Source organism: Apilactobacillus micheneri, assembly GCF_002993975.1.
Lineage (GTDB): Bacteria > Bacillota > Bacilli > Lactobacillales > Lactobacillaceae > Apilactobacillus > Apilactobacillus micheneri.
Window position 1 is genome coordinate 119,465 of sequence record NZ_POSO01000001.1, and the last position, 16,944, is coordinate 136,408.

The 16,944-nt window shown below is 30.8% G+C and carries 14 protein-coding genes and 4 pseudogenes; 10 read left to right on the forward strand and 8 right to left on the reverse strand.

Translation table 11 applies throughout. From position 1 onward, the window contains the following. Nucleotides 1–30: 30 nt before the first annotated feature. The 3 genes and pseudogenes from C7N41_RS07885 to C7N41_RS00670 all read right to left on the reverse strand — a co-directional run. Nucleotides 31–384: pseudogene (locus tag C7N41_RS07885) on the reverse strand (guanylate kinase); the annotation flags it as partial. Between the two features lie 8 nt (nt 385–392). Next, the gene (locus C7N41_RS07890; protein ID WP_318530553.1) at nt 393–590 is read right to left on the reverse strand and encodes an AAA family ATPase; all 198 of its coding nucleotides are present in this window, start codon (nt 588–590) and stop codon (nt 393–395) included. A 1-nt stretch (nt 591) separates the two neighbouring features. Further along, complete coding sequence (locus C7N41_RS00670; protein WP_105963821.1) at nt 592–1,008, reverse strand: bis(5'-nucleosyl)-tetraphosphatase; 417 nt, start codon at nt 1,006–1,008, stop codon at nt 592–594. Nucleotides 1,009–1,154: 146 nt separating this feature from the next. On the opposite strand from C7N41_RS00670, the pseudogene C7N41_RS00675 reads away from it, so the two are divergent. The 3 genes and pseudogenes from C7N41_RS00675 to C7N41_RS00685 all read left to right on the forward strand — a co-directional run bounded on the left by C7N41_RS00675 (nt 1,155) and on the right by C7N41_RS00685 (nt 5,442). Continuing rightward, nucleotides 1,155–3,574: pseudogene (locus C7N41_RS00675) on the forward strand (Xaa-Pro dipeptidyl-peptidase). Nucleotides 3,575–3,610: 36 nt separating this feature from the next. Then, complete coding sequence (locus tag C7N41_RS00680; protein WP_105963822.1) at nt 3,611–4,522, forward strand: proline iminopeptidase-family hydrolase; 912 nt, start codon at nt 3,611–3,613, stop codon at nt 4,520–4,522. Between the two features lie 107 nt (nt 4,523–4,629). Further along, on the forward strand, nt 4,630–5,442 hold the full coding sequence (locus tag C7N41_RS00685; protein WP_105963823.1) for a hypothetical protein: 813 nt from the start codon (nt 4,630–4,632) through the stop codon (nt 5,440–5,442). Between the two features lie 38 nt (nt 5,443–5,480). Here the strand turns inward: C7N41_RS00685 and C7N41_RS00690 are convergent, their stop codons facing one another. Continuing rightward, on the reverse strand, nt 5,481–7,031 hold the full coding sequence (locus C7N41_RS00690; RefSeq protein ID WP_105964070.1) for an ABC-F family ATP-binding cassette domain-containing protein: 1,551 nt from the start codon (nt 7,029–7,031) through the stop codon (nt 5,481–5,483). A 181-nt stretch (nt 7,032–7,212) separates the two neighbouring features. Here C7N41_RS00690 and C7N41_RS00695 point away from each other — a divergent pair, with 181 nt between their 5' ends. The 5 genes and pseudogenes from C7N41_RS00695 (at nt 7,213) to C7N41_RS00715 (ending at nt 12,447) form a co-directional block, all read left to right on the forward strand. Next, a complete protein-coding gene (locus tag C7N41_RS00695) occupies nt 7,213–7,596 on the forward strand; it encodes a VOC family protein (protein WP_105963824.1) in 384 nt (127 codons plus the stop codon). 171 nt (nt 7,597–7,767) lie between these two features. After that, nucleotides 7,768–9,392: pseudogene (locus tag C7N41_RS00700) on the forward strand (APC family permease). A gap of 403 nt (nt 9,393–9,795) precedes the next feature. Then, entirely contained in the window at nt 9,796–10,791 is a 996-nt protein-coding gene (trpX, locus tag C7N41_RS00705) for a tryptophan ABC transporter substrate-binding protein (protein WP_105963825.1), read from the forward strand. Continuing rightward, nucleotides 10,788–11,684, forward strand: coding sequence for an ABC transporter permease (locus C7N41_RS00710; RefSeq protein WP_105963826.1), 897 nt, complete (start codon nt 10,788–10,790; stop codon nt 11,682–11,684). The genes trpX and C7N41_RS00710 overlap by 4 nt, the downstream gene beginning before the upstream one ends. Further along, nucleotides 11,677–12,447 carry an ABC transporter ATP-binding protein gene (locus tag C7N41_RS00715; RefSeq protein ID WP_105963827.1) on the forward strand — a complete coding sequence of 257 codons (771 nt, stop codon included), beginning with the start codon at nt 11,677–11,679 and terminating at the stop codon, nt 12,445–12,447. The genes C7N41_RS00710 and C7N41_RS00715 overlap by 8 nt, the downstream gene beginning before the upstream one ends. A 43-nt stretch (nt 12,448–12,490) precedes the next feature. Here the strand turns inward: C7N41_RS00715 and C7N41_RS00720 are convergent, their stop codons facing one another. Continuing rightward, complete coding sequence (locus tag C7N41_RS00720) at nt 12,491–13,351, reverse strand: NAD(P)-dependent oxidoreductase (protein ID WP_105963828.1); 861 nt, start codon at nt 13,349–13,351, stop codon at nt 12,491–12,493. Between the two features lie 157 nt (nt 13,352–13,508). On the opposite strand from C7N41_RS00720, the gene C7N41_RS00725 reads away from it, so the two are divergent. Continuing rightward, a complete protein-coding gene (locus C7N41_RS00725) occupies nt 13,509–14,039 on the forward strand; it encodes a hypothetical protein (protein ID WP_105963829.1) in 531 nt (176 codons plus the stop codon). A gap of 64 nt (nt 14,040–14,103) precedes the next feature. On the opposite strand, the pseudogene C7N41_RS00730 reads toward C7N41_RS00725, so the two are convergent. Beyond that, nucleotides 14,104–15,485 (reverse strand): annotated as a pseudogene (locus C7N41_RS00730) (DHA2 family efflux MFS transporter permease subunit). 24 nt (nt 15,486–15,509) lie between these two features. Next, nucleotides 15,510–15,911, reverse strand: a complete 402-nt coding sequence (locus C7N41_RS00735) for a MarR family winged helix-turn-helix transcriptional regulator (RefSeq protein ID WP_225362827.1) — start codon at nt 15,909–15,911, stop codon at nt 15,510–15,512. A 108-nt stretch (nt 15,912–16,019) separates the two neighbouring features. On the opposite strand from C7N41_RS00735, the gene C7N41_RS00740 reads away from it, so the two are divergent. Then, entirely contained in the window at nt 16,020–16,529 is a 510-nt protein-coding gene (locus C7N41_RS00740) for a YbhB/YbcL family Raf kinase inhibitor-like protein (RefSeq protein ID WP_105963830.1), read from the forward strand. A 37-nt stretch (nt 16,530–16,566) separates the two neighbouring features. Here C7N41_RS00740 and C7N41_RS00745 read toward each other — a convergent pair whose 3' ends face one another. After that, nucleotides 16,567–16,893, reverse strand: a complete 327-nt coding sequence (locus C7N41_RS00745) for a hypothetical protein (RefSeq protein WP_105963831.1) — start codon at nt 16,891–16,893, stop codon at nt 16,567–16,569. Nucleotides 16,894–16,944 lie beyond the last annotated feature (51 nt).

Below are 16,944 nucleotides of genomic sequence, written 5' to 3' on the forward strand. Positions count from 1 at the left end.
AAAGGAGTTATGTTTAAAACATAACTCCTTTTAAAATAGCTCATGCATTAATTTATCAACAGTATGCTTGGCAGTTTGCCAATTACTATTATCAATAATATGTACCGATGAACGTAATTCAATCGGAATCTTTAAATCACGTTCATACTCAGCACTACATAACCTTTGTTTAATTTTTTCTTTACTATCACCACGTTCAATCATCCGTTTTTTCAAACTATTATGATCATTAACTTGAATAAAGAAAATAATTGCTTGATTTCCTAATTTATTCAGATAAGTAATCGCACCTTGGGTATCCAAGACAATGGAAGCGATTGGATTATTATGCCAAGCTTTTTTTAATCCCTCATATGAAGAACCATATTTAGCATTAGCATATTCAACATGTTCTAAAAAGTGTTTTTTAGCGAAACTGGAATCACTTTCAAAATAATAATCAACATTGTTTTTTCATTCTTACGTGGAGATCTAGTAGTATGCGTGATTACTTTTCCCACATGGTATTGATCTACTAAATAGTTACGAACCGTGGTTTTACCACTACCAGTAGCTCCTGTAATTACAATTAATTTTTCTTTTCCTTCCATATTAAGACCACTTACTTGCTACATAGTCATTTGTTTTGTCTAAAATTTCTTTCAAATTATCATAAGTTAAAGTCTTACGAGCATCTGCATAATTTTGCCAAACATAATCACTAATTTCTTCTTTTTGTAAAGTTACTTTAGGATCTTCTACTTTAGATGTATAAAAAGTAACTATTTTATGATGCCCATTCTTCATATCATACTCAGCATCAACACTAAAATTAGTATCAATCGTTGCATCAATATTGGTTTCTTCTTTGATTTCTCTGACTGCAGCTTGTTCTAATGTTTCTTTGCCTTCGATATGACCTTTAGGAAAACCCCAAAAATCACTAGTTGCACTTTTTTCCAATAAATATTGTGGTTTGTTATCTACCATTTTATAAACAATTGCGCCACCATCAATTTCAGTAACCATAATCATGCCTCCATTAAGATTTATTATCTATTTATATTATATCATTTTGAAAATCAGGTCCTAAATAATTAACTATTGATTTTCTCCTCATTTTCTTCTAATTTACGATATAATGTAAAATATATATAAATTTTAGGAGGACTTTCATGAAAAATCATCAATACGCAATTGCCGACTACAATTTAAAAATTGTTAAGAAAGAACTAAGAGATATTCATTTCTTAGATGATTCAACTGACGACATCGATAATCCAGCTGAACTATTAAAAACTTTCTTGTTAAAATCATTTTTAGATCAACAAAGCTTGGCAATTAGAGGGCAAAAAATTGCAGGAATGTTAGCTAGCTTTGAAGAAAATGCATTAACATTTCTCGATAAAAATGCCCCTATTTCAAAAATTGGTTTTTACAATATCGCGCTACAACTATTACATTTTGAAGTTGGCGAAGATTTTTTAATTGATAATCCAATCACTAAAATGAAGACTCTTAATTTGCCTGTCGCTAATGTTCATGACAATATTAATTTATATGACACCATGACAGCATGGTATTTATTATTAAACACTCATAACAAGTATGGTACTACTTTTATTGATGACTTAGCATCTAAAGGTTATTTCGCACAAAATCTAAATAGTTTTAAAAAACCATTAATCTTTAATGGTAAGGCTATGCCAGTTTATGATACCAATAGTTTAATTCGTGAAGTGGTTTATGTAGAAGCCGATCAAGACAATGACCATGATGGTAATTTAGACTTATTAAAAACAGAAATTATCAGACCAAAAGAAAGTAATAAAAATAAAGTTCCTGTTATCTTCACTGCTAGTCCTTACAATCAAGGTACTAATGATAAAGATGGTGAACAATTAACACATAATGTTAATGTAAGTTTAAAACACAAAGAACCTAATAACTACTCATATTCAGATATTGAACATCATTCTAAAAAAGAAAAACTACCTGAACCTCGTCCAATTGAAGGTAAAACTAGAAAAGCAGAACAAACACTCGATCGTGAACAATCTTATACATTAAATGATTACTTTTTAGCACGTGGTTTTGCCGTCGTTTATTCTGCTGGAATTGGAACTTATGAATCAGATGGTTTTAGAACTACCGGTGATGATGATGAAACCTTATCAGCCACTGCTGTTATTGAATGGCTAAATGGAAAAAGGACTGCTTTTACTAATAAAACTGACAACAATCAAATTGAAGCTTATTGGTCCAACGGTAGTATTGCGATGTCTGGTCGCTCATATCTAGGAACTCTTCAAATTGCTGCTGCTACTACTGGTGTTGATGGCTTAAAAACTTGTATCGCTGAAGCTGCTATTTCTAATTGGTACGATTACTACCGTGAAAATGGATTAGTATTAGCTCCTGGTGGCTTTCAAGGTGAAGATGCTGATGTCTTAGCAGCTGAAACTTATAGTCGTAAACAACAAGCAACTGAATTTTATAAAAATAAAGATGCTTGGGAAAAGCAATTAAGTTCAATCACAGATGGTCAAGATCGTAATACTGGTAACTATAATGAATTTTGGGATGCTCGAAACTACTTAAAGAATGCTAAAAATATCAAAGCCGATATGTTCTTAATCCATGGTTTAAATGATGATAATGTTAAGCCTAAAAATGTGGAACAAATTTGGAACGCAATTAAACCATTAAATATCAATAAAAATTAATTTTGCATCAAGGAAAACATATCTACATTAATGCATTTCAATCAATTGATTTTACCGATATGATTAACTTATGGTTAACTTATAAATTATTAGATGTTGATAACAATGCTGATGAACTTATTCCAAACGTGCTAATCCAAGATAATGTTAAGGCTGAAACTTGGAATGCATTTGATGAATGGGAAAATCCTGATGATGTAAAAACTCTTCACCCTTCCAATAACAATGAATTAACTGATGAATTCGATCATGGACGTAAAGAGTTTAAAGATCAACTATCAGTTAATGACTTTGAAAAATATTGTTTGGATTACAAACAATGGCGTGATGATTTAGTATTAGACCATGAAAATAATCCTTTAACAAACAATCGAGTTATTTTTAAAACTACTCCTGCTAAAGAGGATTTCACAATTGATGGTAAAGTTAAAATATCATTAAATGCATCATCAACACAAAACTATGGAATGCTAAGTTGTATGTTAGTTGATTATGGTGAAGCATACCGTTTAACCGAATCACCAAAGAATCTGGGTCATCGTATTAATGAAGGCTATCTATGGCGTGAAGATTCCTTAAGAGAATTTAAAATACAAAATAAGAAAACTCCTTATAAAGAAATTGCAGAAGGTCACATTAATATGCAAAATCGTAAGAATAGCTATCATGTTGACGATATGGAAGCCAATGAATTTTATGATATGGAATTAGAATTACAACCTACTTTTTATCATGTTCCTGCGGGTCATCAATTAGGCTTAATTATTTTTGCAACTGACTTTGAAAATACTATTCGTGGTAATCAAGATCTTAAATACAGAATTAGTTTAGCTGAAACAGATATTAAATTGCCTATCCGTAAACAATAGTGTTAGGATATTAATTAAAAGAAATGAGGGATTGTCATGAAACAAAAGACTAAAATTATTACTTTAGATAGCGGATATCATTTATGGACTCACACCTCAGGTGAAGGTAAAATTAATTTACTTGCTCTCCATGGTGGCCCTGGTGGTACCCATGAATATTGGGAAAATACTGCTGACGAACTAAAGAAACAGGGATTAGATGTTTCAGTAACTTATTATGATCAATTAGGATCATGGTATTCAGATACTCCTGACTTTTCCGATCCTGAAGTTGCCAAAAAAGTTTTAACATATGATTACTTTTTAGATGAAATTGAAGAAGTTAGACAAAAACTTGGCTTAGATAATTTCTATCTAATTGGTCAATCTTGGGGTGGCCTATTAGTTCAACTATATGCTCAAAAATATGGTAAGCATTTAAAAGGTGCAATTATTTCATCAATGGTTGATGAAATTGATGATTATACTGCTCACTTAGATGAAATTCGTGAAAAAGAATTTGCCCCTGATGAACTAGCATTTATGAAAAAATGTGAAGCTAATAACGATTATGACAATGACCGTTATCAAAAAGATGTTGATAAATTAAATAAGGACTATATTGATCGTAAACAACCTTCAAAATTAGATCATTTAATTGGTCTTTCTAACACTGACATTTATAACGCATTCCAAGGTGACAATGAATTTGTTATTACTGGTAAGTTAGGTGAATGGCACAATACTAAGAACTTAAAAGATAATCATGTTCCTACCCTAGTTACTTTTGGTGAACATGAATCAATGCCTGTTGAAACTGGTAAAAGAATGGCTAAGATGATTCCAAATGCTCAATTTGTTTCTACTCCAAATGCTGGACATCATCATATGATCGATAATGCACCTGTTTATTATGATCATTTGGCAACTTTCATTCGTGAAGTTGAAAATAATACTTTTAATAAATAAAAATTAAAGCATAACTACTTAATTGTAGTTATGCTTTTTATTTTTTATGTTTATTTTAATCATTTAGTGGTATAACTAGATTTAGATATTTTAAGGAGTTTATGCTTATGAATAATCTTTATAATTTAGTTATTAATCGGACTAATAGTAATAGTTCTGAAAAATTCATCAATTTAATTCGTGAAGGTGCTATTTTACTAGTTACATTAGAAATATTGGGTTATCGAATTCCAACATTTCTATCTACATCTATGAACACCTTTTTATTAAATATTTTCTACTTATTAACCGACTATAAAGTCCCTTTCCTTTTAGTTATTGTTTGGCTATTTTCAATTGCTATATCAAAAATTTCTACTAATCATCATTATTTTGAAAACTTACATTATAATTTTTTACATCAAGTTACCAAAGTTTATAAATTCTATTGGATTATTATCTTTATTATTTGTCTTTTGGCTACCAATCTACAAAGTATGATTGATTTTCGCTTCTTATTAACAATTACTAAGAATACTAACCTTGTAACTCAATTTTTCCCAATTCTATTTAGAAATATTTTTTCTTTATTTTTATTAATTGCAAATATATATTGGTGTTTAATGTATTTCTGTAAAACTGATAATATCATTTCAGAGAAACATCCCCGCGAGAGTCATTTAGATTCAAAAGAATACATCAATTTAGCAAAACGTGAATTTACAATTAATGATAAACAAATATTCTTACAGATATTTGTTAAAAATAATGAATTAAAACCTTTAGATGATATCAAAGAATACTTCTTAATTAAAAAAGTAACTGATTTAAGATTAAAAAGACATAATTCTAAGATTACAATTATTAGCCAATTCCCTTCTTACAGTGATGCTAAAGCTTTTATGCATGACTATGCAGATGAACCTAAAAATTTCAAATAAAAAAGTGCACTTCTGAATGAAGTGCACTTTTTTATTATTTAATTACTTTGACCATTGGCTTTTTCAATTTCATCTTTATCACGTAAACTAAGTTTTTCAACATCTAATACCTTATCAACTAAGCCATTATAAAAACTAGTTTCATGAGATACGATAATTGCGTTACCAGGGAAATTATTAATTGCTTGTTTTAATGATTCCTTAGTTTCATCATCCAAATGATTAGTAGGTTCATCCATAATCAAGAAATTACTTGGTGTAAATTCTAGCATGGCTAATTTAACCTTAGTTTGTTCCCCACCTGATAATTCACCAATTGGTTTCATTGCATTTGCAGCATCTAAACCACATTTAGCTAATTTAGTACGAATTGGTTTTTGTTCCAACTTAGGGAATTTATTTTGAATAATTTGTAATGGGGTTTCTTTATCATTAGACCAGATTAAATCTTGACTAAAGTAACTAACTTTAGCAGATGGTGAAAAGTCCGCTTTACCACCCATTGGTTTTAATAAACCTAAGATTGATTTAATTAAAGTTGATTTACCAACCCCATTAAATCCTTCAAAACCAACTTTTTCATCAGTATTCACTGAGAAGCTAACTGGTTTTAATAATGGTTTATCGTATCCAACTGATAGTTCATCAACTACCAAGGCATTTTGTGAACCAGTATCTTCATATGGAAAGTTGAATGAAGCATGAATGTTAGTTGATGGTGGATCAACAACTTCCATATGTGATAGCATTTTTTCACGTGATTTAGCCATTGTTGATCTAGAACCAGCTTTATTTTTACGAATGAAAGCTTTGGCCTTTTCAATTTCAACTTGTTGTTTGTCATATTCTCTTTGTTGCACTTTTTCACGTTCATCACGTTGACGCATAGCTGCTTTAAAATCACCACGATATTTAGTAATTTTACCAAAAGCAATATTTACGATACAGTTAGTAACTTTTTCCAAGAATTCATAATCATGAGAAATTACCATAACTGCACCATCAAAATTATTTAGATAATCTTCCAACCATGAAATGTGCGCAGTATCCAAATAATTGGTTGGTTCATCAAGCAAAATAACATCTGGATTTTCTAAAATTAATTTAGCTAAAATAATCTTAGAACGTTGTCCTCCTGACATATGAGCGATTTGTTGATCACGCTTAACATCATCTAAACCTAAACCAGTGATTACTTGTTCAATTTCAGTTTCAATATCATAGAAGTTGTTAGCTTCTAGATTTTCTTGAATGCGACCTGCTTGTTCTAATAATTTATCATCAAAATTTTCAGCATATTTTTCATATAATTTTTGCATATGATTTGATTGTTCATATAAGCCTTTATAAGCAGTGTGTAAGAAATCAATTAATGTCATACCATCTTCGATATCAGCATATTGGTCTAAGTATCCTACACTAACGTTGTTTTGCCACTTAATTGATCCAGATACTGGTAATTCGACTCCAGTAATAATTTTAATAAGTGTACTTTTACCAACACCGTTTTGCCCAACAATCCCCATATGTTCACCTTTGTTTAAGGTGAAACTGGCTTCATCGTATAATTTCTTGTCAGCAAAGCCCATACTTATATCCTTAACATCAAGTAAAGCCACTATTTTTCACTCCCTATAATTTTTGTAATCGTACTTATACATACCTTTAAAAGTACCACACTAAAAAACGTTTAGTCAATTTCATTTCCAGATAAATTTGTTTATAATATTATAGTTAGGTTTAATATTAATTTTAGAAAGGAACTTAAAAATGAAAGTTAAAGATATTGATCATATCACCATATTTGTGGATGATTTAGAAAAATGCATGCGTTTTTATCATGAAGTATTTGATTTACCTATCCTAAAATTTGACGATAAGCAATTGGAATTTCAATTAGGTAAACAAAAATTAATTTTCTTACCTATTGTTTATGATGAAAAAAACAATCCCAAAAATCCAACCGCTGGTTCAGGTAAATTTTGTATTATTGCAAAAGATTCATTATCAGATATTACATCGCACCTAGCAAATTATGGTGTAGATATTATTGATGGTCCTAAAAAAGTACGTGGTGCTAATGGAGAAATGAATTCCATTTATGTTAATGATCCTGAAAATAATATCATTGAAATATGTGAATATAAAGACTAGTAATATTAAGTTAAATTAATAGTATTGATTATTAATTTAATTATTTGTAAATGCTTTGAAATGCTATTATTATAGTAAATGGGAGCTTAAAAGCTTATCACGCTGGTCTTTTATCAGTTTACACTGATAATTATTTTTGATAATATACTTAAAGACCATGAAAGGAGTATTATGAAAAAAAATAATAATTCAGGAAAGATAGGTTTATTTCAGATTGTAATGTTGGGACTTAGTTCCATTATTGGTTCAGGTTGGTTATTCGGATCTTGGGAGGCTTCTAAGGTTGCAGGACCAGCTGCTATTCTATCTTGGATCATTGGTGCCGTTGTTATTGGTGCGATTGCATTCAACTATATTGAACTTGGTTCTATGTTCCCAGAAAGTGGTGGAATGAGTAAATATGCTCAATACACCCACGGTTCTTTACTAGGATTTATAGCTGCTTGGGCTAACTGGGTATCATTGGTTACTTTGATTCCAATTGAAGCCGTTGCAGCGGTACAATACATGGGTTCTTGGCCTTGGAAATGGGCACATTGGACACATGGATTCTTGGTAAATGGTGAAATATCCAATACCGGTTTATTTGTCGTTTTTCTTTTCATATTAGTCTTTACACTATTAAACTATTGGTCTGTTAATTTATTAGCTCGATTCACTAGTTTTATTTCAATTTTCAAACTAGGAATTCCATTATTAACAATTATTATGTTATTAATGTCCGGTTTCCATTCAGGAAACTTTACTTCTCAAGGATTTATGCCTTATGGTAGTGCTGCTATTTTCTCAGCTACAACCGCTTCTGGTATTATTTTCTCATATAATGCATTCCAAGTTGTTATCAACATGGGTAAGGAAATTAAAAATCCTAAGAGAAATATTGCATTGGGAATTACAATTTCACTTGCAATTAGTATTGTAATTTATGTTCTATTACAATTCACATTTATTGGTACCATCGTACCTCAAGACTTAGCTAATGGTTGGCATGGAGTTGATTTCCAATCACCATTTGCTGACTTAGCTATCTTGCTAGGTATTCATTGGTTAGCCGTACTATTGTATTTTGATGCCTTTGTATCACCATTTGGTACCGGAGTTTCTTTCGTTGCTCAAACTGGTCGTACATTAGCAGCTATGGTGCAAAACGAACATATGCCTAAGTTTATTGGTAAAATCAATAAACGTTGGGGTGTCCCAAGAATGGCTATGGTTGTTAACCTTGTTATTAGTGTATTATTAGTAGCAATATTCAGAAGTTGGGGTACACTTGCTAGTGTTATTTCCACTTCTACTCTAATTGCTTACTTAACTGGTCCTGTTACTGTTACTGCACTAAGACAAATGGCACCAAACTTTAAACGTCCTATTCGTTTGAAGTTATTAAAAGTTATGGCTCCAGTAGCTTCGTACTTGCCAGTTTGGCAACTTACTGGGCAATGTGGCCAACAACTGTTAAAGTAATTCTTGTTATCTTACTAGGTTTACCATTCTACTTCTACTTTGAATGGAAAACTGGTTGGAAGAAAACTAGAAATCAATTTACTGGAAGTTTCTGGATGATTGGTTACTTAATTTTCATTTCAATCATTTCTTACATGGGATCAACACCATTTGGTGGTCAAAATTGGATTCCATATCCATTAGACTTTGTTGTTATCATTATTTCATCACTTGTATTCTACAAATGGGGAATTTCAAGTGCTATGGTAACTAAAGATCTTCACAATGCCAAAGAAGTAAATGATGAAATCAACTTAGAAGATTTCGAAGATGAAGACAACAAAGATAAATAAGACAAATAAAATAAATCTGCAAAAGAGTAAGTTATAATGCTTACTCTTTTTATTATGCTTGACTTTTATAAGTCTTAATTTTAAAATTAGTATTAATAAATGAAAGGAGAAAGAGACCATGAGAAATATTTTACAAAATTTATTATTAGTTTCTACTTGGCAAAGCTGGTGTTATTAAATCGCATTAATATATACAGATGCGATTTAATTAGATGTCTATATAATTAAGCGCATCTGTACCGGCTTCTTTCTCACGAATAATAAAAAGCCTGTGCGGAGTGAATTCAAAACACCACAGGTATTGCTAAAACTTTTAATTAAGCGGATGACCTGTAGTGTTTGGGTTATCCGCTTTTTTATTGGAATAATTTATTAATAACATCAAGTAAAGGAGTTTACATAAATGAAACGTTTATATTCAGCAATTATATTACTATGTTTAATACTGGCATTTGGTTATTACAAAGAACAACAACCAGTTAAAATTAGTCGAGATCATATTCCAGAAGTTGGCATTCTTCAATTAACTGAACACCCTGCTTTAGATGCCATTCACCATGGAATCATTCAAGGATTAAAGGAATCTGGTTTTAAACCTGGTAAAAATATTAAAATTGATTTTCAAAATGCCGAAAATGACCAAAGTAATTTAAAAACTATGAGTACTAAATTTGCTAACGAAAATGTTGATTTATCCATTGGAATTGCTACCCCTTCAGCACAAGTTTTAGCAAATACTGTTAAAAATAGACCATTAGTTTTAGGTGCTATCACTGATCCTAAATCAGCTGGATTAGTTGATTCTAATCAAAAAACGGGTAGAAATACTACTGGGGTATCTGACTTACCACCTATGAAACAACAAATAGATTTAATTAAACAAATCATGCCCCATATGAAAACCCTTGGTGTTATTTATACTTCTAGTGACGATTCAGCAACTAGTCAATATCAGAGATTTACTCAACTATGTAAACAAGAAGGTATTAGAGTTAAAGGATATTCTATTGCGAATACTAATGATTTAAATCAAGTGGCTACACAAATGGTACAAAATGTGGATGCTGTTTATGTTCCAAACGATAATACTGTGGCTTCAGCTATTCAAACTTTAGTGGCAGTAGCAAATAAACGTAATGTTCCAATCTTCCCTACTGCATCTAATGTTGTTAAAAACGGTGGATTGGCAACATATGGACTAAACCAATTTAAATTAGGTGTTGAAACTGGAAAAGTTACCGCACAAATTTTAAAAGGTAAAAATGCTTCTAACATGCCTATTAAAACATTAAGCCGTGGCGATTTAGCTATCAACTTAAATCAAGCTAAAAAGCTAGGCATCCATATCCCACAATCATTAATTCAAAAAGCTGAAAGACAAGGAGTGATCTACAAATGAGTTTAATAATTTCTGCAATCGGGCAAGGTCTATTATGGGCAGTTATTGGTGTCGGCCTTTATTTAACATTTAGAATTTTAGACTTCCCTGACATGACTGTTGAAGGAACATTCCCAATGGGAGCAGCTACTGCTGTGACCGCTATTGCACATGGTGTTTCACCTATTATCGCAACGCTGCTTGCATTCTTAGTTGGTTGTGTTGCTGGACTAGTAACGGGGCTTTTGTACACAAAAGCAAAGATTCCTGTATTATTAGCTGGTATTTTAGTAATGACTGCTTCTTATTCCATCGATTTAAGAATCATGGGTAAACCTAATCAATCATTACTTGGTATGCCTACATTATTAAGTGGTAAATTTTTCCAATCTTTACCACCATACTTTGACAGTGTTGCCTTAGGATTCATTGTTATTGTAATTGTCACAACAATTCTAGTTTACTTTTTACAAACAGACTTAGGACAAGCTTTTATCGCTACTGGTGATAATGAAAATATGGCTGAATCATTAGGTATCAATACCGATAATATGAAAATCATGGGTGTAAGTGTTTCAAATGGTCTAATTGCACTAGGTGGTGCGTTAGTCGCCCAAAATAACGGTTACTCAGATGTAAATATGGGAATTGGAATCATTGTAGTTGCCCTTGCATCAATTATCATTGGTGAAGTTATTTTTGGTGATTTAACCATGATTCAAAGATTAATTGCCGTCACTATTGGTAGTATTATCTATCGCTTGGTATTATTATTAGTTCTACAATTAGGCTTCAACGCTACTGATTTAAACTTAATTTCATCAATCTTATTAGCAATTTTCATGGGATTACCAGCATTAGAAAGTAAATTCCATTTAAAACATGTCTTGAAACGGGGGTTAAAAAATGACTAAACCAATCTTTCAATTAAAAAGCATTGTTAAAACAGTCAATGAAGGTACGCCAGAACAATTAAATATTTTAGATAATGTCAATTTAGATATTTATCCAGGAGATTTTATTACCATTTTGGGTTCTAATGGAGCCGGTAAATCGACCCTTTTTAATACGATTGGTGGTAATTTAAAACCTGATTCTGGACAAGTAATTTATAATGGTAAAGATATAACAAGAATGTCAGTTGTAAGAAGAACTGAATTTTTGAGCCGTGTTTTCCAAGATCCTAAATTAGGTACCGCTCCTCGAATGACCGTTGCTGAAAATTTATTATTAGCAGAAAAACGTGGTAAAAAACATTCATTAGTTCCCCGTAATCTTAAAAGTCAGATGCGTAAATTTAAAGAAATCACTGCTAAAATGAATAATAATTTAGACGATCGACTAGAAACTGCAACTGGTAATTTGTCTGGGGGGCAAAGACAAACTTTAAGTTTCTTAATGGCTACGATTAATAGACCTGGCATGTTATTATTAGATGAACATACGGCGGCATTAGATCCTAAAACTTCAGAACAATTAATGAATATTACTGATAATACTATTAATAAAGAAAAATTAACCTGTTTAATGATCACTCACCATCTAGATGATGCTATCAAATATGGAAATCGTTTATTAGTTCTACATCAAGGTAAAATATCATATGATATTTCTGGAGAAGAAAAGAAAAATTTAACTAAAGAAAAATTATTAACTTTCTTTAATGATATTCAATAAAAAATAGCTATATTGACTAACCCAGTCAGTATAGCTATTTTTATTATTTATATAATTTGATTAATCCTTGAGTTCCATCACTACCTAAATCCATCTGATCAACCATTTTTTCATATAATTGTTTAGCCAATTTAGTAGCTGGTAAATCTATATGCATTTCATTTGCACATTCCAAGGCAATACGTAAATCTTTCAGAAAGTGTTTAGCTGCAAAACCCGGTTTAAAATCATCTTTTAATACACGAGGACCATAATTTTCAAGGCTCCAGTTATCACCACCACCTTGGCTAACAATTTTGATTAATGATGATAAATCAAGGTCTGCATGTTTACCATAATCAAGCATTTCAGTTAGGCCTGTCATATTACCAGCAATCATGATTTGATTAGCCATTTTAGTATGTTGGCCCTTGCCGGCTGATCCAAATATTTGAATGTTACTACCCATGGAATTTAATACAGGTTTAACTTCATTAAAGATGGCTTGATCACCACCAACCATAAAAGTTAAGTTACCATTTTGGGCACCAACGTCACCTCCGGATACAGGTGCATCTAATGATTCAACACCTAATTTTTTACTTTCATTATATATTTTTTCATCAATTTTAGGTTTACTAGTAGTAGAATCAATTAAAATTTCACCTTTACTAGCACCTGCTAATAATCCATCATCACCAAAATAAACTTGCTCCACATCATTTGGAAATCCGACAATCGTAATTACAACATCAGAATTTTCAGCAACCAATTTAGGACTATCTTTCCAGTTTGCACCATTTTTAATTACAGTATCAGCATGAGCCTTAGTTCGATTAAAAACGTTCACTTCATAATTATTTTTAAGTAGGTTATTAATCATTCCAGTGCCCATAACACCAGTTCCTATAAAACCAATTTTCATACAATATGCCTTCTTTCTTTTATTTAGGTTAAATCTATCATTTTAATATTTCAAATAATGTGTTTAGGTTTCAATAATTATACGAAGATGGATAAACTTTGTTATAATATAAAATGTTGTAATTTATTTTACTTGAAATGGAGTGGAATATTCATATATGAATAATGACGAAAATAATCGCATTAAGAAATATGACTTTAATGAAGAAGAATATGGAAATAAAAAATCAACTTCTTCCAATGTCAGTATTTGGCCAATTATTATTTTTATCGTTGTAATCGCTGCCTTAATTATTGGTGGAGTAAAAGCAATAACCCATTTTACCTCCGGCAATAATAATCCAAAAACAGAATTAACATCTAACAAAAGGAATACTCAGAACACGACTAGCCAGGAAACTAATAACAAAACTTATAAAAAAGAAAATAGTAAACAAGGTTCTGATTCTGAGGCAAAAGATAATAAAGTTAATGACAGTAACGAAAATAATGCCGATAAGCAAAATGACAATAACCAGAATAATGATAGTAATGATGATATGTTTGCACAACCACATACCTTTAGTTCAGTAACAGATGCACAAAATTATGCTAAAGCTACACAAAGTAAGTGGTTAAACGATGGATATAAGACTTATACTGTCAGTTCTGATAGTCAAGGCTACTATACTTTAAAGTTTGTTAAATAAATGGAAATAAAAAATAACCTTAAATATTAGAAATCAATCTAATACTTAAGGTTATTTTTATTTATTATTTTGTTCTTCTTACGACTTTATTTAAAATAATTGCAGCTAATAATAACAATATAATTAATAAAATAAATCCATGTTCTGATCCAATTGCAGTACCTAATTGTTTGCTGTAATTTGGATTCATTTGGCTAATCGCAACTACTGCAGAAATAATAGAAGTACTAATAGCTCCAGATATTTGTTGAACTGTATTAAACACAGCATTCCCATCTGACTATCGTTAGCATCTAATGTGCTTAATCCACTAGTCATAATATTACCAAACGAAAGCCCTAGACATAGCATATAAACTAGGTAGAATACTAAAATCATCGTATTTGATAAATGAGTTCCAAAAATGGTAAACAATAGTAATCCAGCTAATCCGGCAAACATTCCAAATAAAATAGGTTTGTAAGCACCCACTTTATCCATAATCTTCCCAGACAATGGTGCAAATACAGCTCCTAAAGCAGCACCGGGTAACACAATTAATCCAGCAACAAATGCAGATTGATTATTTACTATCTGAACATAATTAGGAAGGATGAATGACATCCCTAAAGTAATAAATTGTAAGATAAAGAAAGCTATCACGTGACCAGAAAATTTAGTGTTTTTTAATATGGATAAATTAACAATTGGGTTATTGATATTAACTGAACGTTTGTATAAAACAATAACTGCAATCAAACCAATAATAATTGGTAATATTACTTTCAAGCTGAGAATACTACCGCTACCCATACTACTGAAACCATAAACAAGCCCAGCAAAGGTAATGACAATCAATAATAAGCTAGGCAAATCTAACTTAGTATGTTGAGGCTTACTTTTTTGTTCAATTGAAAAGCTACCCATTAGTAAAGAAATAATTAATATTGGTAATAAAATCAGAAAAATATAGCGCCAACCAATTGAAGAAACCACAATTCCACCAAAAGTAGGCCCAACTGCTGGTGCAATTGCTGTGATAAGGTTACCAACTCCCATCATCAAACCGATTTTCTTACTAGGAACTTGTTCCAATATGATATTAAACATCAATGGTAAAGCAATACCTGTCCCTAATCCTTGAATTACTCTTCCGATAATTAATAGCGCAAAACTAGGTGCTATTAAATCAATTAATACACCTATTATAAATAATACATTTGCCGTTATAAACAAAGATTTGGTTTTAAAAGTTCGTTTTAAAATGGCTGACAATGGAATAACAATTGAAACTATTAGTAAATACATAGTAGTCATCCATTGGACAGTACTTGTATTAATATTAAAATCATTCATTAAGGTTGGAAATGTAATGTTCATCGAAGTTTCAATGACCACACCACTAAATGACATAATTCCCGCTGCAATGACTGATAATAATACTTTTAAAGAAATTTTATCATTCATCTTTTTGATCCCCCATAATATAAATTATTTTTTTAATCCTTTAGTTAATTCATTTAAATCTTTATCAGAAAAATTATCATTAATTAATTTTTGATTTTGATTCATAAAATCATTGATTTTAGATTGTAGTTTTAATGATTTATCAGTAAGAATAACTTGTTTTTTTCTTGCATCTACAGAAGAAGGAATACGCTTAATTAATTGCTTCTTTTCCATCCTTTTTAGTAAAACTGAAGCAGTAGAACGTTGAATATAAAATTCTTCTTCAATATCTTTTTGAAATATTTCTTTTTGCTTGTTTAGTCTAAGAAAATCAATAATCGACATTTGAGTACTGGTTAAATCGTATTTTCTTGCCATGTTATCGAAATGTCTGACGAATTGAATAGATGCTACCTTTACTAAACGACCGATATCTTCTTTCAAATTAATTTCACCTCAATTTTAGTTAGCTAACTAACAATTATTATAAACGATTTGTTTTTATTTTCAAGATAAATTGGTTAAAATCAAGTTAAATGGAGGTTTTTATTTATGGATATTAATATTCCAATGAAAAATGGTAATTTATTAGATAAATATACTAAACATACAGATAACCAGTACAAAGAAAATGGAAGACCTTCAATATCATTCCCCGTTGATATTGATAATATTCCTGCCGATACTAAGTCATTAGCATTTTCCTTAACTGACTTAGATTCAATTCCAGTGTGTGGATTTGAATGGATTCACTGGATTGGTGCTAACATTGATCCTAAAATTAAACACATCCCAGAAAACGCTGCTAAAGATAATTCAATTGAATACGATCATGGATACAATAGTTTAGCCGGTGGTTTATTAAACATGAAAAATGATCCTATGAGTTTAGGTTATGTCGGCCCTACTCCACCTAATAAAAAACACAATTATACTTTTACAGTATATGCGTTGGATGAAAAAATAGATTTAAATAATGGTTTTTGGTATAACGAAATGATTCATAAAATGAATGGACATATCATCGAACAAGAAGTTTTAAATCTTCCAGTTGAAAACTAAAAAAATAAAAAACGGCTAGTTCATAACTAGTCGTTTTTTACATTTTAGCAATTTTAATTGCCTCGTCTTCTAATCTAAAGCAAAGGGCCATGGCATCTTTTTTAAAGTCTGAGATAAAATCTTTTTCTTTGGATTTGAATTCAGTAATCTTATCACCCGTTACACCAACAACGCTGATTGTATCCACATCCAAGCTACCAGTATCATAGTGACCCTCTTCAGCTTCGTCTAAATAATCTTGAAATAAATCACTAACTGCTTTAGTGATAATGTCATCTTCGCTTATATCTTCATGAACATCAATTTTTAAACGTGCCATTTTCAATTTTACTTCATCCATATTTTCTGGAATTGATTCGCTCATTTATAACACCATCCTCATTTATAATTTTATCACATTGCTAATAATTATTTT